This is a genomic window from Microbulbifer sp. ABF4_107, from assembly GCF_056312215.1.
Window position 1 is genome coordinate 3,890,100 of the sequence record NZ_CM149983.1, and the last position, 23,848, is coordinate 3,913,947.

At 58.3% G+C, this 23,848-nt stretch carries 23 protein-coding genes; 11 read left to right on the forward strand and 12 right to left on the reverse strand.

Features of this window, described 5'->3' with window-relative positions; all coding sequences use genetic code 11:
- Positions 1–148: 148 nt before the first annotated feature.
- Positions 149–1,615, reverse strand: coding sequence for a tRNA uracil 4-sulfurtransferase ThiI (gene thiI, locus ACYX4K_RS15995; protein ID WP_475091156.1), 1,467 nt, complete (start codon positions 1,613–1,615; stop codon positions 149–151).
- Positions 1,616–2,005: 390 nt separating this feature from the next.
- Here thiI and glnA point away from each other — a divergent pair, with 390 nt between their 5' ends.
- From glnA to ACYX4K_RS16025, 6 genes are all read left to right on the forward strand, one after another.
- Entirely contained in the window at positions 2,006–3,409 is a 1,404-nt protein-coding gene (gene glnA, locus ACYX4K_RS16000; protein ID WP_475119913.1) for a glutamate--ammonia ligase, read from the forward strand.
- A gap of 228 nt (positions 3,410–3,637) precedes the next feature.
- The gene (locus ACYX4K_RS16005) at positions 3,638–4,321 is read left to right on the forward strand and encodes a DUF4124 domain-containing protein (RefSeq protein ID WP_475091154.1); all 684 of its coding nucleotides are present in this window, start codon (positions 3,638–3,640) and stop codon (positions 4,319–4,321) included.
- 310 nt (positions 4,322–4,631) lie between these two features.
- The gene (glnL, locus tag ACYX4K_RS16010) at positions 4,632–5,705 is read left to right on the forward strand and encodes a nitrogen regulation protein NR(II) (RefSeq protein ID WP_475091153.1); all 1,074 of its coding nucleotides are present in this window, start codon (positions 4,632–4,634) and stop codon (positions 5,703–5,705) included.
- A 68-nt stretch (positions 5,706–5,773) separates the two neighbouring features.
- Entirely contained in the window at positions 5,774–7,192 is a 1,419-nt protein-coding gene (gene glnG, locus ACYX4K_RS16015) for a nitrogen regulation protein NR(I) (RefSeq protein ID WP_475093902.1), read from the forward strand.
- A gap of 138 nt (positions 7,193–7,330) precedes the next feature.
- Complete coding sequence (locus tag ACYX4K_RS16020; RefSeq protein ID WP_475091152.1) at positions 7,331–7,666, forward strand: zinc ribbon domain-containing protein YjdM; 336 nt, start codon at positions 7,331–7,333, stop codon at positions 7,664–7,666.
- A gap of 92 nt (positions 7,667–7,758) precedes the next feature.
- Positions 7,759–8,556: a bestrophin-like domain gene (locus ACYX4K_RS16025; protein ID WP_475091151.1), complete on the forward strand. Its 798-nt coding sequence runs from the start codon at positions 7,759–7,761 to the stop codon at positions 8,554–8,556.
- Here the strand turns inward: ACYX4K_RS16025 and ACYX4K_RS16030 are convergent, their stop codons facing one another.
- The 10 genes from ACYX4K_RS16030 to ACYX4K_RS16075 all read right to left on the reverse strand — a co-directional run bounded on the left by ACYX4K_RS16030 (position 8,557) and on the right by ACYX4K_RS16075 (position 18,713).
- Complete coding sequence (locus ACYX4K_RS16030; protein WP_475091150.1) at positions 8,557–9,681, reverse strand: AI-2E family transporter; 1,125 nt, start codon at positions 9,679–9,681, stop codon at positions 8,557–8,559.
- A 76-nt stretch (positions 9,682–9,757) separates the two neighbouring features.
- The gene (locus ACYX4K_RS16035) at positions 9,758–10,480 is read right to left on the reverse strand and encodes a D-Ala-D-Ala carboxypeptidase family metallohydrolase (protein WP_475091149.1); all 723 of its coding nucleotides are present in this window, start codon (positions 10,478–10,480) and stop codon (positions 9,758–9,760) included.
- 40 nt (positions 10,481–10,520) lie between these two features.
- Complete coding sequence (locus ACYX4K_RS16040; RefSeq protein ID WP_475091148.1) at positions 10,521–11,201, reverse strand: D-Ala-D-Ala carboxypeptidase family metallohydrolase; 681 nt, start codon at positions 11,199–11,201, stop codon at positions 10,521–10,523.
- A 166-nt stretch (positions 11,202–11,367) separates the two neighbouring features.
- Complete coding sequence (locus tag ACYX4K_RS16045) at positions 11,368–12,927, reverse strand: phosphoenolpyruvate carboxykinase (RefSeq protein ID WP_475091147.1); 1,560 nt, start codon at positions 12,925–12,927, stop codon at positions 11,368–11,370.
- Between the two features lie 362 nt (positions 12,928–13,289).
- On the reverse strand, positions 13,290–14,168 hold the full coding sequence (gene hslO / locus ACYX4K_RS16050) for an Hsp33 family molecular chaperone HslO (RefSeq protein ID WP_475091146.1): 879 nt from the start codon (positions 14,166–14,168) through the stop codon (positions 13,290–13,292).
- 131 nt (positions 14,169–14,299) lie between these two features.
- Positions 14,300–14,761, reverse strand: a complete 462-nt coding sequence (locus tag ACYX4K_RS16055; RefSeq protein WP_475091145.1) for a DUF4124 domain-containing protein — start codon at positions 14,759–14,761, stop codon at positions 14,300–14,302.
- 45 nt (positions 14,762–14,806) lie between these two features.
- Positions 14,807–16,363, reverse strand: coding sequence for a S1C family serine protease (locus ACYX4K_RS16060; RefSeq protein WP_475091144.1), 1,557 nt, complete (start codon positions 16,361–16,363; stop codon positions 14,807–14,809).
- A gap of 355 nt (positions 16,364–16,718) precedes the next feature.
- Positions 16,719–17,099: an RNA-binding S4 domain-containing protein gene (locus tag ACYX4K_RS16065; RefSeq protein ID WP_231759125.1), complete on the reverse strand. Its 381-nt coding sequence runs from the start codon at positions 17,097–17,099 to the stop codon at positions 16,719–16,721.
- 208 nt (positions 17,100–17,307) lie between these two features.
- A complete protein-coding gene (gene yrfG / locus ACYX4K_RS16070) occupies positions 17,308–17,964 on the reverse strand; it encodes a GMP/IMP nucleotidase (protein ID WP_475091143.1) in 657 nt (218 codons plus the stop codon).
- 62 nt (positions 17,965–18,026) lie between these two features.
- Positions 18,027–18,713: a lysoplasmalogenase gene (locus ACYX4K_RS16075; RefSeq protein ID WP_475091142.1), complete on the reverse strand. Its 687-nt coding sequence runs from the start codon at positions 18,711–18,713 to the stop codon at positions 18,027–18,029.
- A gap of 172 nt (positions 18,714–18,885) precedes the next feature.
- Between ACYX4K_RS16075 and cysK the strand changes: the two genes are divergently transcribed.
- From cysK to ACYX4K_RS16100, 5 genes are all read left to right on the forward strand, one after another.
- Positions 18,886–19,803 carry a cysteine synthase A gene (cysK, locus tag ACYX4K_RS16080; protein ID WP_475091141.1) on the forward strand — a complete coding sequence of 306 codons (918 nt, stop codon included), beginning with the start codon at positions 18,886–18,888 and terminating at the stop codon, positions 19,801–19,803.
- A 279-nt stretch (positions 19,804–20,082) separates the two neighbouring features.
- Positions 20,083–20,919 carry a 3'(2'),5'-bisphosphate nucleotidase CysQ gene (gene cysQ, locus ACYX4K_RS16085; protein ID WP_475091140.1) on the forward strand — a complete coding sequence of 279 codons (837 nt, stop codon included), beginning with the start codon at positions 20,083–20,085 and terminating at the stop codon, positions 20,917–20,919.
- Between the two features lie 187 nt (positions 20,920–21,106).
- Positions 21,107–21,313, forward strand: coding sequence for a hypothetical protein (locus ACYX4K_RS16090; RefSeq protein ID WP_475091139.1), 207 nt, complete (start codon positions 21,107–21,109; stop codon positions 21,311–21,313).
- 158 nt (positions 21,314–21,471) lie between these two features.
- Positions 21,472–21,747 carry a type II toxin-antitoxin system HicB family antitoxin gene (locus tag ACYX4K_RS16095; protein ID WP_475091138.1) on the forward strand — a complete coding sequence of 92 codons (276 nt, stop codon included), beginning with the start codon at positions 21,472–21,474 and terminating at the stop codon, positions 21,745–21,747.
- 91 nt (positions 21,748–21,838) lie between these two features.
- Positions 21,839–22,435, forward strand: coding sequence for an outer membrane protein (locus ACYX4K_RS16100; protein WP_475091137.1), 597 nt, complete (start codon positions 21,839–21,841; stop codon positions 22,433–22,435).
- A gap of 60 nt (positions 22,436–22,495) precedes the next feature.
- On the opposite strand, the gene ACYX4K_RS16105 is transcribed toward ACYX4K_RS16100, so the two are convergent.
- Positions 22,496–23,596 (reverse strand): hypothetical protein, encoded by a 1,101-nt coding sequence (locus ACYX4K_RS16105; RefSeq protein WP_475091136.1) that lies wholly within the window; start codon positions 23,594–23,596, stop codon positions 22,496–22,498.
- Positions 23,597–23,848 lie beyond the last annotated feature (252 nt).

Consider the following 23,848-nt stretch of genomic DNA (forward strand, 5'->3'; position numbering starts at 1 on the left):
CTATGCAGCATTAGAAAGAAACAGCTGACAAAATAAATTGAGGCAGGGTGAATTGTTTGTCTGCAGCAGTTTGTGATTGTACGTGCCTGGTTGTTGTAGGGAGCGGTCTTTCAAGTGGCGCATTTTTTGCGTTTGGAATATGCACGACCTACTTCTTGAGCTTCTGCGGCCGAAAAACCCCCACATTCCGATAACCCTCATCCAGCAGATGCGAAGCATGTAACTGGCTCATTACCCCGCGCGCGCAGTACAACAGGTACTGCTTTTCCTTATCCAGTTTCTGGAAGGCGGTGCTGAGACGATAGAAGGGGATGGTTTCCACTTCTGCATTTTCCAGCTCCAACGGGTTCACTTCTTCTTCGGTGGGATGGCGGATGTCGATGATGATGGCATCGCCGGGCTCGCTGAAAATATCCACCGGCGGTGCATCCTCGCCGAGGTCGTCCATCACCTGATCGATATTCTGCATCACCCGGTTGCCGATGGCGCGGTCGAGGACGGTGAAGTCGAAGCGGGTTTCCTCGTGTTCGATCTTTTCCATTTTTGCGCGGGTGGTGGGTTTTACCGAAATCACCCCGCAGTACTCCGGCATATTCGCGGCAAACTCCTCGGTACCGATTTCCCGCGCGGTGCGAATGATGTCGGTTTTGTCGGAGGTGATCAGCGGACGCAGTACCAGGGTGTCGGTGACGCTGTCGATTACCGACAGGTTTTTCAGGGTCTGGCTGGAGACCTGGGCGATGGCTTCGCCGGTTACCACTGCGTCCACTTCCAGTTCTTTGGCCACGGCGGTGGCGGCGCGCAACATCATGCGCTTGAGGGTGACCCCCATATAGGAATCGTCCACCTGTTCCAGAATCTCCGCCACCACTTCATCAAACGGCACGGTAACAAAGCGCACCCGGTGTGAGGCGCCGTACTTATTCCACAGGTAGAAGGCCACTTCTTTTACCCCCAGTTCGTGCTGGCGGCCGCCGAGGTTGAAAAACAGAAAGTGGGTGCGGATGCCGCGTTTCATGGTCAGGTAACTGGCGACGGTGGAATCGAAGCCGCCGGACACCAGTGACAGCACCGGGTCCTGGGTGCCAAGCGGGAAGCCGCCGAGGCCCTGGTGCAGTTCCTCGATCACGTTCAGCTTGTCGTGGCGGACTTCCAGTTTGACGGTGATGTCCGGGTTTTTCAGTTTTACCCCGGCGGCTTGGGTATTCATATTCAGGCCGCCGCCCACATACTGTTCCACGTCGAGGGACTGGAATTCGTGTTTGCCGGTGCGTTTCACCCGCACGCAGAACGTCTTGCCAGCCAGTTGCGGACCCCAGATCGCCAGGGTCTTCTGATAGATGTCATCCAGGTCGCCCAGCGGGAACTGCTGCACCCGTGCAAAGTTGGCGATTCCCGGGGTGTGCGCCAGTACCTCTTCGATACGGTCGGAAAGGTGGGATACTGCGTCCGGCGCAATGACGTCGATCTTTTCCCAGTCCTTCTGCACCTTGATACGGTCATCCAGCTGGCGCATCAGCTTGCGCAGGTTATCGGCGAGCTGTCGCGACATGCGCTTGCGCACGGGGTTGCTCTTGATGGTGATCTCTGGGAAAAATTTGACGACGAAGTGCATAGAGGTGTGCCGGAACCGCGGTTGAATTTGAGGCCGGGAGCGGATTTGGTGGCTTCCCGGAAAAGGTGGCGAATTATAAACTCGCAATAAGGAATTTGCTCGCGGCACCAAGTTGGTGCTTCTCGTGACTTTCTGGCCCCAAAATAGTGCAAATAGAGGTTTGAGGGCACCATTATTGGGACTATCGTGACCTGAGAGGGAGTGCTGGCGCTTGAAATAACGTGCTGGTTGGTTGATTTGCACCCGATTGCTCCCGCGGGTGGCCATTTCCAACGACCCGAATCACATTGTTACCGGTTTGCCCCAATTTGGCACACTCTTTGCTTTTACTGTTGCCACAAGATAAAGCGAATCGGCGCGAACATAACTTTTCATTCTTGGAGGACTGTAATGTCAAAGACGCTCGACCTGATCAAAGAGAGCGAAGCCAAATGGGTAGACCTGCGCTTCACCGATACCAAAGGTAAGGAACAACACGTTTCCATTCCGTCTAAGGAAGTTGACGGTGAGTTCTTCGAAGAAGGCAAGATGTTCGATGGTTCTTCCATCGCTGGCTGGAAGGGCATCAACGAATCCGACATGATCCTGATGCCGGATGACGAAACTTCGTTCATTGACCCGTTCACCGACGAAGCGACCGTGATCATTCGCTGTAACATCGTTGACCCGATCACCGGTCAGGGCTACGAGCGCGACCCGCGTTCCATCGCACTGCGCGCCGAGGAATACCTGAAGTCCACCGGTCTGGGCGACACCGTGCTGATGGGCCCGGAGCCCGAGTTCTTCGTATTCGACGACATCACCTGGGGTGCCGAAATGGGCGGCGCCTTCTACAAAATCAACTCTGAAGAAGCGGCCTGGTCTTCCGGCGCCTCTTTCGCAGAAGGCAACATGGGTCACCGCCCGGGCGTTAAGGGCGGCTACTTCCCGGTTCCGCCGGTCGACTCCCTGCACGACATCCGTGCCGCCATGTGTTCCGCCATGGAAGCCATGGGCCTGGAGATCGAAGTACACCACCACGAAGTGGGTACCGCTGGCCAGTGTGAAATCGGCGTTGGCGCCAACACCCTGACCAAAAAGGCTGACGAAGTTCAGATCCTGAAGTACGCGGTACACAACGTAGCGCACGCTTACGGCAAAACCGCCACCTTCATGCCCAAGCCGCTGGTCGGTGACAACGGTTCCGGTATGCACGTACACCAGTCCTTCAGCAAGGACGGCGTAAACCAGTTCGCGGGCGACGCCTACGCTGGCCTGTCTGAAACTGCCCTGTTCTACATCGGCGGTATCATCAAGCACGCACGCGCCCTGAACGCGATCTGTAACGCGTCTACCAACTCCTACAAGCGTCTGGTTCCGGGCTTCGAAGCGCCGGTAATCCTGGCCTACTCCGCGCGTAACCGCTCTGCGTCCATCCGTATCCCGTTCGTGCCGAGCCCGAAAGGCAAGCGTATCGAGACCCGCTTCCCGGATCCGACCGCCAACCCGTACCTGGCCTTCGCTGCACTGCTGATGGCTGGCCTCGACGGCGTGAAGAACAAGATCCACCCTGGCGACGCTGCAGACAAAGACCTGTACGACCTGCCGGCGGAAGAGCTGGCCGAGTACCCGACCGTTGCTGCCAGCCTGGATCAGGCCCTGGAAGCACTGGATCAGGACCGCGCCTTCCTGACCGAAGGTGGTGTATTCACTGACGACGCCATCGACGCCTACATCGAACTGAAGAAAGAAGAAGTACAGCGTCTGCAGATGACCACGCACCCGGTTGAGTTCGAGCTTTACTACTCTTGCTAATGTAAGTCCTGCCAATTAGCAGGTATCATCTCTGCGCCCCCGCCGGTTCTTTTGAAGGGCCGATGAGAAGGTGCAAAGATGACGAGAAAGCCCATACCGACAGGTGTGGGCTTTTTTTATGCGCCGAACTCGGTGGTATATGGCTGGAGTATTTATGCGGTTATATCGTTCGCGAGTACACTAGCCTTTAGAGAACGGAATGTTGCAAAGAAGATTGCGGGAGCGCCCATGATCAGATCCACCGCGCAGTTGTCCATACTCTGGCTTGCACTACTGGCAATGCCGGGTTTGGCCCAGGAGCACAGTGACGACAAATCCGCCGCCCAGGGGAATTCCTCCGGTAGCGCCGTCTACAAGATTGTCGGCCCCGATGGGCGCGTGACATTCAGCGACAACCCTCCCGCTGGAGAAAAGGCCGAAAAAGTGGAAATCGGCCCTATCAATGTCCAGCCGGCCACCCCCGGGGAGGGTCTCCCCACGCGCAAACTGTCGCCGCGCAGTGAAGCAGAGCGTGAGCGCGCCGAACTGGGGCCGGTGAATTTTGCCATTGTCAGCCCAGCCAACGATGCGACTATTCCCCCGGGGCAGCGCTTTATTGTGCTCGAAGTGGCGCTGAACCCGGTACCGCGGGACGGATATCAGTTTTTTGCGGTCATTGATGGCCAGCGCTGGTCCGGCAGCTCCTCCGGTACCAGCCTGGATATATCGGCGCTGGAACGCGGCACTCACACCATCCAGGCAGTATTGCTCGGTGCCAGCGGCGAGCCCCTGGCGCAGTCCCAGACCATCCAGGTACACGTTAAGCGCCCCGGCGGTCAGGTGCCGGACTTCCCCGCCGAGCAGGCCCCACAGATGCCGCGCTTGCCGCAGGCCCCCGGAGTGGCGAAGCCAATCAAGCCCCAGCCGCGCTGAGGCAGGCACAATACCTGCCCCTCCGACACAGCCCTCGCCAGCGTCCGCAGCGGGGGCTTCATTCTTTCTCGGTTTGTTCTCGGTTTGCAGTTGCGCCCCGCACTGACTCACTCGCCCGTACCCACGCCCCACAATGTGCTTCGGCGCTGGCCATTTTTTGCTCTGCGCACAATAATGGTGCGATCGATATTGGCTGCAGCCGCCAGTGGCTCGTAAATCTTCATATGGGCCCGATTTTTTGCGCCATTTTGGTTTGCTTCTTGCACTGCCATTAAGCGAACCGGACATGTGAATTACTTCGGAACCGCGAATGCTCAATGACCGCCAGTTGCGCCTGCTGTTGGACAACCTCACCTCGGCCGTTTTGGTGCTCGATGAAAACCTGTCCCTCTGCTATCTGAACTCCGCCGCGGAAGACCTGGTGGCGGCGTCCAGCGCCCGCGCCTGTGGCCAGCCCCTCGAGGAGGTGGTACGGGAAAACCCCGCGGCCCTGCAGGCGCTGCGCTCGTCACTGGCCAGTGGTGAGAAATACACCGTGCGTCGCGCCCTGTGGTTTTTGCACAACCTGGAAGAGTGCACCGTCGACTACTCGGTAACCCCGCTTACCGAATTGGGGCTGCTGTTGCTGGAAGTACAGTCGATGGACCGCCTGCTGCGCATTGCGCGCGAGGATGCACTGATCTCTGCGCAGGAGACCACCCGCAATCTGGTGCGTGGCATGGCGCACGAAGTCAAAAATCCCCTCGGTGGTATTCGCGGAGCGGCACAGTTACTGCAAAGAGAGCTGAGTGAGCTGGATGATGAAGGGCTTGGGGAGTACACCCAGATCATCATCGAAGAAGCCGATCGGCTGCGTAATCTGGTGGACCGCATGTTGGGGCCAAGGATTCCAGTAAGGCTGGAGCCGGTGAACGTGCACACCATCACCGAGCGCGTCGCGCAATTGGTGGAAGCCGAGTGCAGTGGCGAGCTGATTATCCAGCGGGATTACGATCCCTCGATACCGGATATTCCGGCAGACAGCGAGCAATTGATCCAGGCGGTATTGAATATCGCGCGCAACGCCATGCAAGCCATCGAAGAAAATATTGGCCTGGCGGAGGGCAGTCTGACCATTCGCACGCGGGTGCAGCGCCAGTTCACCATTGGCCGCCGCCACTGTTCGCTGGTGTGCCGAATCGACATCGTCGATAACGGCCCGGGGATTCCGGAAGACATCCGTGAGCGGATTTTTTATCCGATGATTTCCGGACGAGCAGAAGGGTCCGGGCTGGGACTTTCTATTTCCCAGCACATCATCAACCAACACCGGGGGCTCATTAAATGTGAGAGCCAGCCGGGACAGACCGAATTCCAGATTTATCTGCCGCTGGCCACGGACTAGCCGCGACGTTTTTACCAGGGCAGGTTGAAGACCGAAAGAACGAGTTGAATTAAAAACGCAGGCCGGAAATTACTATGAACAATCGCGTTTGGATCATTGATGACGACCGCTCCATCCGCTGGGTACTGGAGCGCGCGCTTTCCCGCGCCGGGATCGATACCACCTGTTATGAAAACGGCGATCGCGCCCTGGACGATTTCTACAGTGAATCACCGGATGTGGTGATCAGCGATATTCGCATGCCGGGCTCCGACGGCTTTAAGCTGCTTCAGCGTTTCCAGGCGGAACGCCCGTCGCTGCCCATCATCATCATGACCGCACACTCGGATCTCGACAGTGCGGTCGCCGCCTACCAGGGTGGTGCCTTTGAATATCTGCCCAAGCCATTCGACGTCGATGAAGCGGTGGCGGTTACCCGCCGAGCTCTGGCGCTGGCCAACGAGCAGCAGCCGGAAGAGCCGGTAGTAATCGAGAACGGCACCGGCAACAAGGAAATCATCGGTGAAGCGCCGGCGATGCAGGAGGTGTTCCGGGCGATCGGTCGCCTGTCGCACTCCAATATTACGGTGTTGATTAATGGCGAATCTGGTACCGGTAAAGAACTGGTCGCAGCGGCGTTGCACAACCACAGTCCGCGTAAAAACCAGCCGTTTATTGCCCTGAACATGGCTGCCATTCCCAGGGACCTGATGGAGTCCGAGCTGTTCGGTCACGAAAAAGGCGCGTTCACCGGCGCCAGCGCTCAACGCGCCGGCCGTTTTGAGCAGGCCAACGGCGGTACTCTATTTCTGGATGAAATCGGGGATATGCCCGCGGAGACGCAGACCCGTCTGCTGAGGGTGCTTGCAGACGGGGAGTTTTATCGGGTGGGCGGCCACACCCCGGTTAAAGTCGATGTCCGCATTATTGCCGCTACCCACCAGGACCTGGAGCGCCTGGTAGAAGAACACAAATTCCGCGAAGACCTGTTCCACCGCCTCAACGTCATCCGTATTCACATCCCTCGCCTGGCAGATCGCCGCGAAGACATCCCGCGCCTGGTGCGATTCTTCTTCAACAGCGCCGCCAAAGATCTGGGCGTCGAGCCCAAAATTCTTACCAAAGAAACCGAAGAATATCTGTCTGGTCTGGATTGGCCCGGCAACGTGCGCCAGCTTGAAAACACCTGCCGCTGGATCACCGTCATGGCTTCCGGCCGCGAAGTGCACATCGACGATCTGCCGCCCGAGCTCCACCAGCAGGGCGCCACCAGCGAAGCACCCCAGGACTGGCAGAAAGCCCTGCGATTGTGGGCGGATCAGGCGCTGGCTACCGGTCAGCGGGAGATCCTCAGCGAAGCGGTCCCCGCGTTCGAGCGTGCACTGATCGAAATCGCCCTAAAGCATACCGCCGGTCGCAAGCGCGACGCCGCGGAACTGTTGGGCTGGGGGCGCAATACCCTGACCCGCAAGCTCAAGGAATTGGGTATGAACGGGGCTGACGACTGAGCATTCATAGAAAAATGGTTATAACGGGCACCACCAGGTGCCCGTTTTGGTTATACTTGGTCCTGATTCCTGGCGACAGCGCCCAGCCAGGGGTGCCGCCAAACCTATCACCGCTGCCACCATTAAGTGTCCAGAACCATGAGTGAACTGCCCAATTGTCCCCAGTGCCAATCCGCGTATACCTATGAAGACCGCGACCTGTTCGTTTGCCCCGAGTGTGGCCACGAATGGAGCGCTGGTGATCCGGTGGAAGAGGAGGGGCTGAATATCAAGGACGCCAACGGCAATCCGCTGGCAGATGGCGACACCATTACCGTGATCAAGGACCTGAAAGTGAAGGGCTCGTCCGCGGTGGTAAAAGTGGGTACCAAAGTAAAAAACATTCGCCTGGTGGAGGGCGATCACGATATCGACTGCAAAATCGATGGTATCGGGCCCATGAAGCTCAAGTCGGAGTTCGTCAAAAAAGCGTGATGCGACCGGGCGCCACCGGCGGCGCCCGCATTCCCTCCATGGTCGGCGATGGCATTCTGGACCAGACTTAGTGAAAGTTCTGGGGTCAGCCGATGTTAGCCGACAACTTCTTCCACGCCATACCTCTGCCAGCGGTTTACTTCTTTACCGTGTTCTGGGTGATCGCTGCCCTATGGCTGGGGCTGGCGCTGGGGCGGCGATATATCCGACGGTTGGGTTCTGATAAAGAGCCTTCCATTGGCAGTGCCGTTACCGCAACACTGGGGCTTCTGGCCTTTCTACTCGCATTTACCTTCAATATGACCGCGGACCGTTACAACAAGCGCAAAGCGTTACTGTTGGATGAGGTCAATGCGATTCACACCGCGTATCTGCACGCCGACTTTCTCAAGCCTCAGGCGGCGCGCGCAACACAGGACTTGCTATTGGAATACGCCACGCTGCGGTACTTCGACCCGAAACGGGAGGGGGTACCGCAGAAGGTGCTGGACAGGAGTGTGGTGATTCACGAGGCGCTGTGGGCGCAGGTGCGGGCGCACGTGGCAGAGGGTTACCAGGGCGCGTATTTGCGGCAGTTTGTAGATCCGGTGACCGATATCATTAATGCGCACAACGCACGCGTGGTTATCGGGATGGAGTATCGGATTCCCGGCCCCATCTGGCTGGCACTCTACTTTCTGACCGGGTTGGCGATGCTGGCGATTGGCTTCCAGTTTGGCGTCAGCCGCAGCGGCTCGGTGCAGCTGGCGGTGACTCTGGGGCTGACCTTCGGCACCGTGATTCTTTTAATTGCCGATCTGGACCGCGCGCTGGAGGGAGTGATCATCGTCGACCAGACTCCCATGGCGGAAATGCGGGATATCCTGCGCGCGTCGGAGGCCCTGCGCTGACTAACCGGTTGGTTTGTCGCTGAGGTTTTGCGGCTCATCCAGTGTCAGTGCAGACTCGTCGTCCGGAGGCAGCAAGGGCTCATCTTCGGCAATAAACTCCCGCATAAAGATTTCCCAGAACGCCATAAACAGCGCGGCCAACAGAGGCCCGATCGCAAAGCCGCTAATGCCAAACATCAACAGGCCGCCAACGGTGGAAAACAGCACAATATAGTCCGGTAACTTGGTGTCGCGGCCTACCAGGATCGGGCGCAAGATGTTGTCTACCAGGCTGATTACCGCGACACCGTAGATCATCAGCACGGTTGCCTTGACGGAGTCACCGGTGGCGTAGAGGTACAGCGCGGCGGGGAACCAGATGATTGCGGCACCCACTGCCGGCAGCAGTGACAGCACCGTCATTACCACCCCCCACAGCAGCGGCGCAGGCAGCCCGAGCACCCAGAAAATCAGACCGCCCAGAGTGCCCTGAGTTACCGCCACTACCAGGTTGCCCTTGATGGTGGCGCGGGTCACTTCGGCGAATTTTGCCAGCAGCAGTTTTTCACGTTCGTCACCCAGTGGCAGGGCGCGAATCAGCAGCGCCACCAGTGAGTTGCCGTCGCGGATCAGGAAGAAGGTGAGGTACAGCATCAGGCCGAGGCTGACGAAAAAATTGAGGGTGTTCTGACCCAGCGCAAGCGCGTTTTTGGCGATCAGGCTGCCGGCGGTCATCAGTCCGCCCAGCAGGCGCTCTTTCAATCCATCGAAATCCAGCCCGAAGCGCTCGAGGGCGGCGTTGACACCGGGAAACGCCTGGCGTACCTGTTCTACTTTGGCGCCGAGATTGACTTCACCGGACTGGACCTTCTGATACAGGGCGGCTACTTCACTGATAAACGAACTGGCCACCAGCAGCACCGGAATCACCACCACCACGATGCACAGGATCAGCGTGGTCAAAGCGGTGAGGTTGGGCCACTTAGGAAAGCGGTTCAGCAGATAGCGGTACAGCGGATGAAAAATCAGCGCGACCGCACAGGCCCAGAAGATGGCGGTAAAAAATGGTTTGAGCAGAAAGGCAAAGGCCACGGTGACCATCGCCAGGGTAAATATGAACGAGCGTCTTTCCAGTCTTTCCTGCACCTGGGAGTCCCTGCTTTCTTGTTATCAAAAGAATCTAGGCGCAATGAAAACAGATAGACTGGCGCTTTGCCAGCGGTTACCAGCGTCGATAGCCGCAGGTATCCACATGGAAGCGGATGCCGCTGTAGATACCCAACCCCATGTTCCACTTGCGGCCGTACTTTTTGTGAATACGGCGCAATTTGGGTAGCAGCTGTTTACGGGTGTATTCGTCCTCCGGGATCATGTCGAGTCCACAGAAGTGCATATGTTTACTGGTGCGCGCGCCGCCTGCCTTGGCGTTGTAACCGGCGGTGCGCCAGCCGGACAGCACGATAACCGGGCCAATGGCCGGAATGATGTATTCCTTTAAGACCTTGAGGGTATCCACCATGGTCTCCCAGGTGTCCTCCGGAGGAATGGCAAAGGGGGGCTCGTCGATCTCTTGCCAGTCGGTGCCCTGGCGCATCAGTTCAAACGGCGGCACCACTTCATTTACGTGGTTGATTTCCAGAAAGCGTTCGAGCTTTTCAAACTTCGCGCGGTTGTCCCCCTCGTCGAGAAATTTCTCAAACGCCAGCGGAGTTGCTGCGGTATACCCTTTGATGCGGTAGATCAGCGGGACGTCCGGGTCGACGGGTTCCGGCTCGATATGGGCGACCGGAGAGACGATGCGCTCGGCCAGCTGCTTTACCTTTTCAACCGTGAGCACTACCAGCACCAGTGAAGCAGCGAGAACCAGTGCGACAATCCAGATGACCCGCCGTCGCTCGATATGGATGTCAATAAATTCGTGGTCTTCACTTTCTTTGATATCCATAGAATCGACTTACTACTAAACAGACAAAGGTATTAAATAATCACCAGCGGCGGAAACCGCAGGTGTCCACGTGAAATCGCACACCACTGTATATCCCGAGGCCCATATGGCTTTTGGGTCCGAGACGAGCGTGCAGGCTGCGCAGCTCCTCAATCAATTCCTTGCGGCTGATATTTGATTGCGGCACCAGGTCCACCCCGCAAAATGTCTTGTGCTTACTTTTCTTGGAGCCACCCGCCTTGCGGTTGTATTCATCGCTGCGAAAGGCGGAGACAATGTCCACCGGACCGATGGCGGGCACCAGTTCGTCGCGGATCAGCTTCAGGGTGGCGACCATATTCGGCCAGTATTCCTCGGGTGGAATAGCGAAGGGAGGCTCGTTGATATCCAGCCAATCAGAACCCTGGCGCAACAGGTTTTCGGGCTCTGTGGCGTCGGCGACGCCCGCCTGTTTGAGGAAGCGTGCCAGCTTCCCGAATTCACGCCGGTTGCGCCCCTGGCGCAGAAACTGATTGAGAGTAGCGTGGGTGGCGACCCGATAGCCCTTGAGTTCGTAGTAGGGCTTTTCTGCGGCCTTGTACTGCAGATACAACCACAGCGCCACTAGCAGCACCAGCAGCAAGCCGACAACCCCCGCCACTACCCACCAGTTGGTTTGCTGGTCCGGTGGCAGATGATCGTACTGACGTTTTGCCTTGGAAAATGGATTGCCCGATGGCATGTGCGCTAGCCGCTCGCCCGTAAAAACTGATCCTTTATTGACTATAGCCGTCTCTACTCAGGCTGCTGGTATCGGTATGTCAGGCACAAAAAAAGGCGATCCGAAGATCGCCTTTTACTGGGGGGCGGTCGCGACACCGCCGTGGATCAAACACTCTGGCCGGCAGTTATGCCTTGGGGCCGGCGCCTTTGATGCTGTCGCTTACCGCGAACTTCTCGATGTTCTCGGCAAACAGGCCGGCCAGTTTTTTGGCGGCCGCGTCGTAGGCATCCTGATCCGCCCAGGCGTTGCGCGGATTCAGGTAGGACTTATCCACACCCGGTACTTCGGTGGGGATTTCCAGGTTCATGGTGTCCAGCTTCTCGGTCTGGGCGCCTTCCAAAGCGCCGCTCTGGATCGCCGCAACCACCGCGCGGGTAACCGGGATCGGGAAGCGCTTGCCCTGATGTTGAGAAGAGCCGCCAGAGCCGCCAGTCCAGCCGGTATTGACCAGGTACACCTTGGAGCCGAAGTCCTCGATGCGCTTCATCAGCAGGTCCGCGTATTCGCGCGGTGCACGCGGCATAAACGGTGCGCCGAAGCAGGTGGAGAAGGTCGGGTGGATGCCCGCTTCCGCGCCCAGCTCGGTGGAGCCCACGCGGGCGGTGTAGCCGGACAGGAAATGGTAAGCGGCCGCTTCCTTGGACAGGACGGAAACCGGTGGCAGAACGCCGGTGACATCGCAGGTCAGGAAGATCACATTTTTCGGCTCGCCAGCGCGGTTTTCCAGCTGGCGCATTTCCACGTGCTCCAGCGGGTAGGAGCAGCGGCCATTCTCGGTGAGGCTGGTGTCGTCGTAGTCCGGTACCCCGGCGTCATCGGTTACCACGTTTTCCACGATGGCACCGAAGCGGATGGCATCCCAGATCACCGGTTCGTTCTTCTGGCTCAGGTTGATGGTCTTGGCGTAGCAGCCGCCTTCCATATTGAACACACCGCCCTTGGCCCAACCGTGCTCGTCATCGCCGATCAGGTAGCGATCCGGGTCCGCAGACAGGGTGGTCTTGCCGGTGCCGGACAGGCCGAAGAACAGGCATACATCGCCGTCTTCGCCCACGTTAGCCGCGCAGTGCATCGGCATCACGTCTTTTTCCGGCAGCAGGAAGTTCTGCACAGAGAACATGGCCTTCTTCATCTCACCGGCGTAGCGCATGCCCGCCAGCAGCACCTTGCGCTGGGCAAAGTTGATGATCACGCAGCCCTCGGAGTTGGTGCCGTCGCGGGACGGGTCACACTCGAAGTTGGCCGCGTGCAGGATGCGCCACTCTTCCTTGCCCTTGGGGTTGTACTTTTCTGCGCGGATAAACATGTTGCGACCGAACAGGTTATGCCAGGCGGTCTGGGTAGTGACTTTCACGGGGATATAGTGGTCTTCATCCTGGCCCACGTGCAGTTGCTGCTCGAAGCGGTCGTGGCTGGCCACGAAATCTTCAACGCGGCTCCACAGAGCGTCGAATTTTTCCGCGGGGAAAGGACGGTTTACGTTGCCCCATTCGATGCTGTCGGCGGTGGACGGTTCTTCCACCACGAAACGGTCCGCAGGAGAACGACCGGTGCGCGCGCCGGTTACCGCCAGAAGTGCACCGGTGTGAGTGAGGTGACCTTCACCGCGCTGCAGCGCCTGTTCGACCAGTTGTGCCGCGGAAAGGTTGGAGAACGCCTGCACCGACTCGTTTTGCTGTGCCATTCGCTTATTACCCATGAAAGTTGTATCACTGAAATAAATAGTAGGGGGTGCCGCCCGGAGTTGCTAAACAGATGCGAGATGGAGCCGCGATAAAACTGGCGCCCCAGGCTGCTGGCGCGCGCATTATTACAAACTTCAAATCCCGATCACAGGAATGTGTGTATAAAGTTTGAGCAAAAATGGGGTTATATGGGAATTTTTTCGCGGAAATTTATTCAAAATTATGATGTAGTTTTTTTACTTCATAATTTTGGGGAATATTGGGTGTTCTGTAGTTTTTACTACAGTCGGATTATCCGAGACGGTTGCCGTTTGGCTGGACCGGCGGGCACAAAAAACGCGCCGTTTGGCGCGTTTTAGATTCAGTGCAGAGTATGTGGCGGGGCGTTAAACAGCTCTTCGACCTTGTCGCGATCGAAGCGGTAGGTCTGATTGCAGAACTGGCAGTCCGCGGTAATCTCGCCGCCCTGCTCTTCCAGCAACTGGTAGACATCCTCCGGTCCCATCGCAATAAGCGCCCGCGCACTGCGCTCCGCAGAGCAGCTGCACTTGAAGCGGATATTCGCGGTGCCCAGGCTCGCCGGCTCCATCTGGTGGAACAGGCGGAACAGCAGCTCGTCATGGGGCAGGTTGTGCAGCTCCTCGGCGGTGACCGTCGAAGCCAGCTGCACCCCGGTCTCCCAGGCATCTTCATTCTCCACGGCAGTCGCCGCGTTGTTTCCCGGCAGTACCTGCAGCATGATCCCGCCCACCGTATCGGCACTGGACTCGATCCAGAAGCGGGTTTGCAGTTGTTCGGACTGGGTAAAGTAGTCCTCCAGGCACTCTGCGAGGGTATCCTTCTCCAGCGGCACAATGCCCTGGTAGCGCTCGCCGTCCTGCGGATCCACGGTAATCACCAGCGCACCGCGGTTGCCCACCAGCTCGCGCAGGGTGGCGCCTTCCTTGATCTCGGCACCGTCGGCCACACGCGCCAGGCCGCGCACGTCACTTTGATGGGTACACTCGGCCACCAGTAGGGGCACATCGCCCTCGCCGCGGGCCTGCAGCATCAGCATGCCTTCGAACTTGAGCGTGGTGGCGAGCAGGCAGGAAGCGGCGAGGAATTCGCCCAATAGTTTCTGTACCGGCAGCGGCAGCTGGTTTTGCGTCAGTACTTCCCGGTAGGCATCGGTAAGCGTGACCAGCTGACCACGGATATCGTGCTTGGAGAAGATAAAGCGTTCCAACTGATCCGACATGATGTGTGCCTCGCTGACTATCGGTGGAGTATGGGGTGGGGTACGGGGGGAGGCGATTTTAGGGGCTGCCCAGCGGAAATGCGATAGCCTTCCATGGTAGTGCGCGATCTGGACAACCGCACAGGCGGTGCCTAGCCACACAGTTGACGGATCTGCGCCTCCAGCTTGCGCGCCTCCGCCACTCGCTGGCGCTCGCTGATGGTCGATTCCTTGCCCTCCGCATCTACGAAGTACACCGGCCCCTGCAGTATGGAAAGCTGCTTGCGAGCGCGCTGGCAGGCGAGCTGCTGCTGCCGCAACAGTTGGGCCTGCTCGGATTGCTTGCGCGCGGCGTATTCCTGATCGATCTGGTTGCTGCGGCGGGTTTCGGGGAAATCCTGACGCCTTGTAGGGTCGGCGCCGTTGACCGGCTTTAACTGGCCGTCCAGAGATTCTGCCTTGGCCGCGGCTGGCGGGCGGTCGCCAAAGTGCACCTTGCCGTCCTTGTCGACCCAGCGGTATAGCTCGCCGGCCAATACCTGCTGACCTGCCAGCATGGCCAGCAGGATGACGCCCCGTGTCAGCCGGATTAATCCAGTGCCTCGCCAGTTCATCGCGTCCCCGTCCCCAGTTGCTATCTGATCTGTCGGTACTTGTTGTTATTGAACCTGGCCCAGCTCCGCTTCATCGGAAGCGACTTCGCCATCGTCATTGGCATCCGCCAGGGTGCCAAACAGCCCGAGAGAGTGGCGCTCGGGAATCTGGTAAGTCTGCAGGATTAGCGGTTGCTGTTCCCGCGCTGCCGCGCCGTCGAGCACCATGCGGTAGCCGGCGCCGTCCTTCAGTTCGATATATTCATGCTCGCTGCTTTCCATCAACCGCGCAAACTGCTGGAAGTCGCGGATTTTCTCACCATTCACGGTTTCGATGATCCAGTTTTTCCAGTCGTGGTAACCCAGGTTGACCGGTGCCGGCAACACTTTCAGCGCGACTACCAGCTCCCGTTGCTCCGGGCTCGACCACTGATTGCGCGAGTAGAGGTACTCGATCGGTGCCTTGGAGTGCCAGTTGCCCCCCCAGCGCTTGATCAGGTTCATATTCAGCGGCACAAACACCACGCCGCCATAGATGTAGTAGCGCGGGCGCTGATCGAACTTTTCGCCCTGTACCAGTGAGCGCGAGGGCGGTGTGGCGGCGATGGTGATTTCTTCGTTGTAGATCTTGCCGTCGCGGGCAAAGCGCACCGGCAGCTGGTCGCCAACATGGTACTTGTCCACCGCGTAGTGGTAGTTGGTGCGCTGGTGCTCGCGCCACTCGATGGTGCGGTCGGCGGCGATATCGAAACCGTCTACCTGCAGCAGTACATCCCCGGGCTTCAAGACCTGCGCTGCCGGGGCATCTTCAAACACCCGCACCACCAGTGCACCTTCCTGATCCGGCGCCAGACCCGCGGCGGCCTTCATGGAGGGGCTCTCCAGGCTCTGGGTTACCGCGCCGAGTTCCGGGAAGCCCTGGTGTACACCGTCTTTGGCGTCTTCCAGAACATGGTCAATGACACTCGGCGGAACAAAGTAACCGAGGTTTTCCGCGCCGTTGCTGTTGTTGGTCTGCATGGCGACACCGACGATTTTGCCGTTGGAGATCACCGGGCCACCGCTGTTGCCGGGGTTGATGGCGGCGTCGATCTGGCCGGCCATCAGGTAGCTTTCGGCGTGGGCGTAATACTGGTGTTCCACCCGGGATAGCACGCCGCGAGTGATGGACAGGGATTTGCCGCCGATGGGGTAGCCGTAGACGGTGACCTCTTCCTGCAGCTCGGGAAGGCTGCCAAAGGTGAGTGCGCGGGTGTCGTCGAAGAAGGCTTCGTCGTCGACGGTGAGCAGTGCGAGGTCGGCGTCGTGGGAGACGAATTTGACCCGCGCGCGAAACTTCTGCGCATCGCCGTGGCGCTGTACCTGGATAAAGCTGCCGTTGGCGATGACGTGGGCGTTGGTAAGGATTTGCTTACCTTTGATCACGGCGCCGGAGCCGGACAGTTGCTGGGCGTTGAGCAGGGCCCAGGGGTTGAAGTAGTCGGGGGCGGCGGCGGTGGTGTAGATCTTGATGATCGAGCGCTTGAGCTGCTCCCGCTCGCGGCTGTCGGCATGGGCGAGTTGGGAGAAGCAGAGAATCAGCAGGCCCAGTTTGAACAGGCAGGGTTTCAGCAGGTGTTTCATTACGGCGTCGGGTCTTTGATTATTTGTTGGTCTGGGGCAGTTTAGCACTTTGGCGGGTTTGTGCTCTGTTGTGGTGGTATTGGGTTGTGGGGTTCGTTCTTTTGGAGTTGGGTGGCGGCCAGGCGCCGGGTGACCCTTTTCAGGACCGCTGTGAATACATCCCTGTACGCTGCGTCGGCGGCGTCCATGCCGCCGACGCTCCTGAAAAGGGTCACCCGGCACCTGGCCTTAGCATTTAGCTTCTGCACTTCGTAGCGCTGGATCCCGGATCGAGTCCGGGATGACGGCGTATGGTGAAATCTTCATCGTCATGCCGGGCTTGACCCGGCATCCAGTGGGGGTGGCAGGGAGTGCATTAGTCTTGCGACTCTCGCAGGAATCGATGAATCTGCCGACGCTGTTTCTTGTTCGGTCGCTCGTGGGAAATATTTGCGTTGCTCGCCTTGCGATCCGCTGCGAACTGCTCGCGCTTGGCAATACTGTCTTCGGTTTCCCGATACAACGTCTGTGCGATATCCGCACCACGGCGCTGGTCGGAAAGTACAAGCACTTCCACCACTTTTTCATCCCAACCTTGGCGAATGGTCAGCAGTGTGCCGGTAGTAATTTCCTTACTGGCTTTCACCCGCTGCCCTTCCGCATGCACCTTGCCGCCTTCGATGGCCTGTTTGGCAATACTGCGGGTCTTAAAAAATCGCGCGGCCCAGAGCCACTTATCGATACGTACTTTTTCCATCAGGCTAAAACTGAACCCATTCAGAGCGAATAACGCTACGAAGTAAAAATATTCGATTGAAGGCGGAGCGTCGGGTGCGGGTTTTCAGGAGCGTGAGCGACAGGGACGTCGCTCACGCAGCTTACAGGGATGTACTTGTAGCGGTCCTGAAAACCCGCACCCGATGTTCCGCCGCCACAAAAGGTCAAGACGGAGCTGTCACGAAGATTCAGCGGGCCACTAAAATTTCATCAAAATCATGAATCGCCGGAAACTCGGTAATTTCCCGGACCGGGCTCTTGCTATCGGGCTGGCGGATACACAGCAGATGTTCGATGCCATATTCCTGCGCCGCACCCAACACATGCAGATTGTCATCCACAAACAGCGTACGCGCCGGGTCAAACGGCTGGCGCTCCTGGAGCGAATGCCAGAACAGCGTGCTCTCCTTCGCGTGGCCCAGATCGTGGGAGGAAACAATCTCATCCAGCCACTGATCAATCCCGGTAATTTCCAGCTTGTGGCTCAACCCATCTGGGTGCGCATTGGTCACCAGCAGCGCGCGTTTTTTCATTTCTCTCAGGCTGCGCAGGAAATTGTCCGTGTGCGGGCGCAGCGCAATGCGGTCCTCGATCTCCCGGTAGATCGCCGGCACATCCAGCTTCAACACATCCGACCAATACCGCAGGCAATACCAGTCCAGGGTGCCGCGCAACTCATCGGTCATACGGATCACCAGCTGCTGCGCCTCAACCACAGAGATACCGTTTGCCTCCGCATAGCGCAGGGGCAAATGTTCCATCCAGAAGTGATTGTCGTAATGCAGATCCAGCAGGGTGCCGTCCATATCCAGCAGCACCGTATCGATCCGGCTCCAGTCCAGCATATCCACCCTATTCTGCGGGCCCAGGCCCACAGTTGCACAAAAAATGGTCGCCCATTATGCCCTCAAGCCTCTCTGGCCGCCAAATCCGCGCGAATCAGGCCGATCACCAGCAGCGCCTGAGCGGCATAGTAAGTCAGCATGATCCAGGTGCCAGACAGCGGAATCGGGTCCACAAAGCGGTTCAGCGCGATCAACGCATCGGAGACCATAAAGGTGACCGCGCCGGCAAACAGCAGCGAGGAACCGCTGCGATGGGCTGCGGCAGACAGCGCCATAAACACGATCGCCACAATGTAAAACGCGACCGGCAACGCCAGTGCGCCGGCACTGGGCAGTACCTGTCGGGCCAGCAGCAGCGCCGCGATCACAATCGCAGTGCCGCGCAGGGCGAAGCGGCGGCTACCCAGTTGGAGGTTGCGCAGGAAGTTGCCGGCGTAGGTGAGCTGGGCCAGCAGGAAGGCGCCCAGGCCGAACACGAAGTGGTTGTGGAAGGGAATGGCCAGCAGTACATCCCCGGTGGCGGACAGGCCAAGAGCGACCAGTGCGAGCAATCGGGTCGTGCCGCCGAGCGAGGTCGCAGCCAACCAGAAGAGCGCGCCAATGGGCACGATTTTCAGTGCCGCCATCCACAGGGCGCTTGTGCCCAGTGCATCCAGGGTCATATACACCAGGGCACCGAGGGCAAGCAGGGCCAGCGGTGCCTGCTGCGAGCGGTTTACGGGGCGGGTTTCCATCGCTAACGTCGTCATGTTTTTATCCATCTTTTTATATTTGCTGCTTTGGGGGGTATTCTTGCCCGAGTATTCGCGAAAGTGCCGCGCCGTACAATTGCGCGCCGGGTGACATTTTCGACCACCCATTCCGTATCCTGATATCAGGTTTTAAACACGCCATCCCTTTTGTCCATTCAAGGAGCGACAGATGAAGGCCAATAACATCCTCGAAACCATCGGCAATACGCCCCACGTACGTATCAACAACCTCTTCCGCGACGATATCGAGGTGTGGATGAAGGTGGAGCGTTTCAATCCGGGCAGCAGTATCAAGGACCGGATTGCTCTGGGGATGATTGAGGATGCGGAGAAATCGGGCGCGCTGAAGCCCGGCGGGGTGATTGTTGAGCCGACCTCCGGCAATACGGGTATCGGTCTGGCTATGGTGGCGGCGGTGAAGGGTTACCGCCTGATCCTGACCATGCCGGAGTCGATGTCGGTGGAGCGGCGCAAGATCATGAAGGCACTGGGGGCGGAGTTGGTGCTTACCCCGAAAGAGAACGGCATGCCGGGGGCGATCGCGAAGGCAGAGGAGATTCTGGCGCAGCACGAGAACAGCTGGATGCCGCAGCAGTTTATCAATCCGGCGAATGTGACGGCGCACAAGAACACGACGGCCCAAGAGATTCTGGCGGACTTTTCGGAGGGGCTGGACTATCTGATTACCGGTGTGGGTACCGGTGGGCATATCACGGGTTGTGGTGAGGTGTTGAAAGAGTCGATGCCGAATCTGCAGGTGCTGGCGGTGGAGCCGGAGAAGTCGCAGGTGATTGCGGGCAAGGAGAAAGGTATGCACCGGCTGCAAGGTATTGGTGCGGGCTTTGTGCCGGAGGTGCTGAACAAGGAGGTGCTGGATGGGACGATTCCGGTGTCGGAAGAAGACAGTTTTGAGATGGCGCGTCAGTGTGCGTTGAAGGAGGGTATCTTTATCGGGATTTCTTCCGGGGCGTCGCTGGCGGCGTTGAAGCAGAAGGAGCAGGAGTTGGCCCCGGGCAGCCGGGTACTTGTGTTCAGCTATGATACCGGTGAGCGCTACCTGTCTATCGAAGACCTCTTTTCCGCGTAAATTACCCTCCCTTCTGGCCTGGCGGGATCAATCCCCAAATCCCGCCCGGGCCTGCGTATAATCTCGCCTTTCTTTTTTTCGGGTCGTCGGCCACTTGAGTGGCGGTGGCGCTACCGGGTACAGCCTTGCGATACACGCCCTAGGCGGCCCCCCGTGAATCCATCCATGGGGGCTCTTCTGCGAGGTCCCTCTCGCAGAAGGTCTCGCGAGGCTGTACCCGGTATCACCACCTTCTCGTCGACCCAAGTTGTATTCGAATAAAACTGTATCGGGGGAATCATGGAAAACGTAGTAAGCAGGGAACTGCTGGATCAGGTCATCGCCATTTCAGCGGAGGCGGGCGAGGCGATTCTGGAGGTGTACAACGCCAGTGGTGAGCTGGAGGTGGATACCAAGTCCGATGATTCTCCGGTAACCGCCGCGGACCTGGCGGCGCACAAGATTCTGGAGCCGGCGCTGGCGAAGCTGCTGGACGGGGTGCCAGTGCTGTCTGAGGAGGGCGAAATGCCTTCTTACGATGTGCGCGGTCAGTGGGATCGCTACTGGATTATCGACCCACTGGATGGCACCAAGGAGTTTATCCGCCGCAACGGTGAGTTCACGGTGAATGTGGCGCTGATTGAGAACGGTGAGCCGGTGCTGGGGGTGGTGCATGTGCCGGTGCTGGATATTACCTATGCGGGCGCGAAGTCCCTGGGGGCGATCAAGCGCGATGCGTCTGGTGAGAAGACGATTTCTGTGCGGGCGATGCAGCCGCGTCTGGAAGCGAAGCAGCCGATCGAGGTGGTGGCGAGCCGCAGTCACGGTGCTGGTGCGGTGGATGCGCTGTTGGAGCGTATTGAGGGCACCTTGGGTGAGACCGGGCTTAAGAATATGGGCAGCTCGCTGAAGCTTTGTCTGGTGGCAGAAGGTGCGGCGGATCTGTATCCGCGTCTGGCGCTGACCTGCGAGTGGGATACGGCGGCGGCGCAGGCGGTGGTGGAAGCCGCTGGGGGTGTAGTGGTGGACGACAAGTTCGAGTTGCTGCGCTACAACCAGAAAGATGAGCTGCTGAACCCGTTCTTTTATGTGATTGGCGACCGGTCCTTTGACTGGAAGGCGCTTCTGCTGGGCTAAGGCTCTCTTTTTTGGGCTAAATTGCCCCGCAGATAGTTGCTCCGGTGAAATCTGCAAAACTGGTCTAGGCTTTACCGTATACCCGCCCGTCGCCGTTGCTTTTAACGTCAGCAACTGGCGGTGGCCGGCTCCATCCACCTGCTCCATCCGTCTGCTTCATTCGAAACGGGGATAGGGAGGTAAAGCTATGACCAGTGCCCGCGCTGCCCATGTGAACATCAATGAAACCGAAACCCGCTATTTGCGTCAGCGTCTGCAAGTAGAGATTACCTGGCTGTCGCGCCAGATGCAGGACCTGTACGGTTCAGACCAGTTGCCAGACCATTCGCTGCGACAAACCTACCGGGAAATGATCTTTTCCCGTCGAGCGCTTCTTGGGCGCATACCTCGTTAATTTCGTTTTCCGCAGGAAAATATTTCTATTGCGGTGATTATTTCCGCAATTTTTGACGCGTGCGTCGCGCATTTTTTTCTTTGCCGAGAATTTTTTTCACGTTCGAACAATTGGGTCTACGCTTGGTGGGATAAAAGTTAACTTAAAAGAGAAAGCCCATGCGTTATCCGGTTGTGGTACACAATATTGAATTTGCCGGTTACGGTGCCATTGCGCCCGACCTGCCCCACTGCCACTGCCATGGAGAAACACTGGAAGCTGCACTGCAGAAAATGGCGGAAACGATTGCCGGCCGGCTCGACGAAATTCAGGACGCGGGTGACACGCCACCGGAACCCGGTGACCTGGAAAAACTGCGGAAAAATCCTGCGTTCGCCGGTGGCGTCTGGGCCATTATCGATATCGAACAGAACGCCTTCAGCCCCCGTTCCTGAAACGCAAACAATCGAAATACGGATTTTAGTAAGCATGCGCTGATACCGTTGGCAAGCCGGTTTCTGCGCGGTTAAACAGGGAAGTCAAATAATGAAAGCACTGGTATTTGCTCTCGCTTTGTTCGCCTCCGCTCTGGCCTCCAGCAGTGCGCTGGCGCAGTGGAACAATCCCATCGATGGATACTGTAACGGTGAATACCACATTGTTGGCACCGTGGGTCTTGGTGTGGGTGAACTGCAAATCAACGATGAGCAGGACTTTGCCGGGTACGCCAGTATCGGTGTAACCCCGGACGCGGGTATCTGGCAGGTGGAGCTGCGCTATACGGGCTTTGATGACGGCAGCGTTTCGGTGGATCAGTGGGGTATCGGCGCCAAGGTGGATTTCACCGTAAGCTGCGATGTGCAGTGTCTCTACTGGATGGTCGGCTGGAACTACGGTGAATTTGATGTGGATACCATCGAGCGCCGTGGATTGATCTACGACCTCGACGGCAGCGCCGACGATAACTACTGGAATGCCGGTGTCGGATACCGCTACAACTGGACCAAGGACTTCGATACATCCATCGAGTACAACTACAACGATGTCGACACCAAGTTTTATTATTACGATGGTGTCGACGATGTGCGCTTTGATCTCGGGCACCTGCGCACACTCACGGTCAACTTCAGTTATCGCTTCTGAGCGCAATCATCTGAAAGCGGGCCCGATGGCAGGAGCATCGGGCAGCCCCTTCTCAAATCTTCAAAGTGCGTAAGACAGGCTCATATTGAGACCGTCATCGCGCCCCAGCTGGTATCCGTTGTAGTGCGCGGACACACTGCTGGTCCATTCCAGCCCCAGTCGCACACCGGCAAATGGCCCTGACTGTGGCACCAGATTTGCGCCCACGGCCGCATCCACAAACTCTCCCCCGTAATTTTCCTGCAAGTCCGACGGACTGGCGTGATTGTGGGGGCCGTTGTAGTGGCCGTTGATGTCGTGCTGTTTGGTGTAACCCAGTCGCGCGGACACGCTCACCCAGTCAGCTACACGATAGGCCCCCCAGGCGGTAGCGCCATAGCGTTCGCCGAAGCTGAAGCCGGAATCGTTTTCGTCCTGCATGGGCAGGCGTGCAGTGGCCTGAGCCCCCCAGCTGAGCTGCTCGTGCCCACTGGTGTACGTTACCGAGGGCATCAGGTCCCAGGTGCCGGTACCCAATTGCATACCGTAGTGTACAAAGGTGCCGTCGGCGTTTTTCAGATCGACATCGCCGGTGGGCGCGCTGACCCCCAGCGTACCGTGAAGCTTGTAGCCGCGGTTATCCACAAGGCGGAACAGACCCGCGACCACCGTGTCTCCGGTACCGCTGGTTCCGTGGCTGTGACTGCCGTGCATGCCCATGTCGTGGCCCATGCCATCTCCATCCATCCCACTCATTTCACCCATGCCGCCCATATGATGGTCGTGGCCTGCACCGGTCATCGACATGGTCATATCCATAGACATGGTCTGGGGCATAAACATCAGGGTCAGGTTATCGCTGACCGCATACATGATGTCGAGCATATGCATTTCCATCGCCATGCCGGTGGGCACCATGGAGTAGCCTGCGTGGCCTGCCGCCGCGGCAGTGGTTTTTTGGGAGCCGGAATACAGATCGGAGTAGTCCTCGCGCATGTAGCGGTACCCGAACATCCACTCCCCCTGCTGGTGCAGGTGATCTGCCATTACCCCCGCCGGCGCGTGGCTTTCAGGCAGGTACGCTGGTGTCGCCGTGTCATGGCTCAGTGCAGGCATACTCCCGCTGGCGAGCGCGAGAACTAGTGGTGCAGAGTAAGTGAGAAGCTTCCCATGGCGATTCATTGCTGATTCCTTGTTATGCAAGCTTTGCCACGCGGTCGACAGACCGAGCGGGCGTTGATGGTCGTATTAGCGGTTCTGCCCAGTACCCAGTACCCAGTACCCAGTACCCAGTAGCACAGGCTACCAGTGCCCCAAACAGACGAAAGCGAGTGCGACGAAATGCCCCACCCTCTCCGGCCGCGGCAGGCTTGGGCCGAAGGATGACCCTCACACCGCCGCCCAATAGGTGACCCTGATCACTTGTGGCATCAT

Bases quoted from the DNA above. Each gene is read 5' to 3' on its own strand.
- thiI (WP_475091156.1), bottom strand. From the start codon at position 1,615: ATGCACTTCGTCGTCAAATTTTTCCCAGAGATCACCATCAAGAGCAAC.
- glnA (WP_475119913.1), top strand. From the start codon at position 2,006: ATGTCAAAGACGCTCGACCTGATCAAAGAGAGCGAAGCCAAATGGGTA.
- ACYX4K_RS16005 (WP_475091154.1), top strand. From the start codon at position 3,638: ATGATCAGATCCACCGCGCAGTTGTCCATACTCTGGCTTGCACTACTG.
- glnL (WP_475091153.1), top strand. From the start codon at position 4,632: ATGCTCAATGACCGCCAGTTGCGCCTGCTGTTGGACAACCTCACCTCG.
- ACYX4K_RS16020 (WP_475091152.1), top strand. From the start codon at position 7,331: ATGAGTGAACTGCCCAATTGTCCCCAGTGCCAATCCGCGTATACCTAT.
- ACYX4K_RS16025 (WP_475091151.1), top strand. From the start codon at position 7,759: ATGTTAGCCGACAACTTCTTCCACGCCATACCTCTGCCAGCGGTTTAC.
- ACYX4K_RS16035 (WP_475091149.1), bottom strand. From the start codon at position 10,480: ATGGATATCAAAGAAAGTGAAGACCACGAATTTATTGACATCCATATC.
- ACYX4K_RS16040 (WP_475091148.1), bottom strand. From the start codon at position 11,201: ATGCCATCGGGCAATCCATTTTCCAAGGCAAAACGTCAGTACGATCAT.
- ACYX4K_RS16045 (WP_475091147.1), bottom strand. From the start codon at position 12,927: ATGGCACAGCAAAACGAGTCGGTGCAGGCGTTCTCCAACCTTTCCGCG.
- hslO (WP_475091146.1), bottom strand. From the start codon at position 14,168: ATGTCGGATCAGTTGGAACGCTTTATCTTCTCCAAGCACGATATCCGT.
- ACYX4K_RS16055 (WP_475091145.1), bottom strand. From the start codon at position 14,761: ATGAACTGGCGAGGCACTGGATTAATCCGGCTGACACGGGGCGTCATC.
- ACYX4K_RS16060 (WP_475091144.1), bottom strand. From the start codon at position 16,363: ATGAAACACCTGCTGAAACCCTGCCTGTTCAAACTGGGCCTGCTGATT.
- ACYX4K_RS16065 (WP_231759125.1), bottom strand. From the start codon at position 17,099: ATGGAAAAAGTACGTATCGATAAGTGGCTCTGGGCCGCGCGATTTTTT.
- yrfG (WP_475091143.1), bottom strand. From the start codon at position 17,964: ATGCTGGACTGGAGCCGGATCGATACGGTGCTGCTGGATATGGACGGC.
- ACYX4K_RS16075 (WP_475091142.1), bottom strand. From the start codon at position 18,713: ATGACGACGTTAGCGATGGAAACCCGCCCCGTAAACCGCTCGCAGCAG.
- cysK (WP_475091141.1), top strand. From the start codon at position 18,886: ATGAAGGCCAATAACATCCTCGAAACCATCGGCAATACGCCCCACGTA.
- cysQ (WP_475091140.1), top strand. From the start codon at position 20,083: ATGGAAAACGTAGTAAGCAGGGAACTGCTGGATCAGGTCATCGCCATT.
- ACYX4K_RS16090 (WP_475091139.1), top strand. From the start codon at position 21,107: ATGACCAGTGCCCGCGCTGCCCATGTGAACATCAATGAAACCGAAACC.
- ACYX4K_RS16095 (WP_475091138.1), top strand. From the start codon at position 21,472: ATGCGTTATCCGGTTGTGGTACACAATATTGAATTTGCCGGTTACGGT.
- ACYX4K_RS16100 (WP_475091137.1), top strand. From the start codon at position 21,839: ATGAAAGCACTGGTATTTGCTCTCGCTTTGTTCGCCTCCGCTCTGGCC.
- ACYX4K_RS16105 (WP_475091136.1), bottom strand. From the start codon at position 23,596: ATGAATCGCCATGGGAAGCTTCTCACTTACTCTGCACCACTAGTTCTC.